At 34.7% G+C, this 926-nt stretch carries 1 protein-coding gene; it reads left to right on the top strand.

From position 1 onward, the window contains the following. Positions 1–266: 266 nt before the first annotated feature. Positions 267–866 carry a pentapeptide repeat-containing protein gene (locus tag AAC147_RS06610; RefSeq protein WP_047686013.1) on the top strand — a complete coding sequence of 200 codons (600 nt, stop codon included), beginning with the start codon at positions 267–269 and terminating at the stop codon, positions 864–866. The last annotated feature ends 60 nt before the right edge of the window (positions 867–926 follow it).

The following is a 926-nucleotide window of genomic DNA, read 5'->3' as shown; positions in this document are numbered from 1 at the left end:
GGGCGACCATAGATTTTATGCTCTCTATATCGGAGGGAATTTCATCTTTAGTAGGTTAATTGGCTGGCTGATCGTTGACCCCCTCAATAATGGTATGTACACACTTCATCCAAAAGCAGCTAACACTACTGCCGTGAAATATCAATATCGACTCCATTATGTGAGGTTTACGGGTTAATTAGGCGCTTACTTAGTATCTGTGTTTTTTTAAAATCGAACAAAGGTATATTTATGGATAATTTTAAATTATATTTCAGAAGGTTAGTATGAATTTTTTAGAGAGTAAATCTGATTATTTTGATATATCTTTCTCGAAAGCAGATTTTTCAGATTCAAATGTCGAAGATACGATCTTTGAAGATTGTGAATTCAATCATTGTAATTTTTCTTCTGCAAAACTTTCCCGCTGTAAATTCAATAACTGTACTTTCAACCATTGTAATCTTGGTGTTATTGAGATTCCTGATACTCGTTTCTATGAAATTTATTTCAATGAGTGCAAACTATCAGGTATAGATTGGACAAGAGCCATCTGGCCTAACTTCAATCTAGATTTCGAACTACATTTCATAAAATGCATTTTAACTAACTCTTCCTTCCTTGGGTTAAAATTACATAGCTTAAAGATGGAAGAATGTAGGTTAGTTGATGTTGACTTCAGAGAAAGTGATTTATCTAACTCTGTTCTAACAGGTTGCGATTTTTCGGGAAGTTTATTCAATAAGACCGTTTTACGTTCTGTCAACTTTACCTACTCATGGGGTTACAACATAGACATTTTAAATAACACTGTTGTTAAAGCAAAGTTCTCAAGATTGGAAGCTCTTTCACTTCTTGAGAATTTAGGGATTGAATTAGTAGATTAGAGATATTTTGGTCGCGGTAGGAATAGCCGTTATCGACTACCCCCTGCACAGATCCGCCAC

This window comes from Xenorhabdus sp. NBAII XenSa04 (genome assembly GCF_963866145.1).
In the GTDB taxonomy this organism is placed as follows: domain Bacteria; phylum Pseudomonadota; class Gammaproteobacteria; order Enterobacterales; family Enterobacteriaceae; genus Xenorhabdus; species Xenorhabdus indica.
This window is presented reverse-complemented; position numbering and strand designations above follow the sequence as displayed.

What these genes read in the sequence shown, in the direction of transcription:
- AAC147_RS06610 (WP_047686013.1), top strand. Translation starts at nt 267, where the DNA reads ATGAATTTTTTAGAGAGTAAATCTGATTATTTTGATATATCTTTCTCG.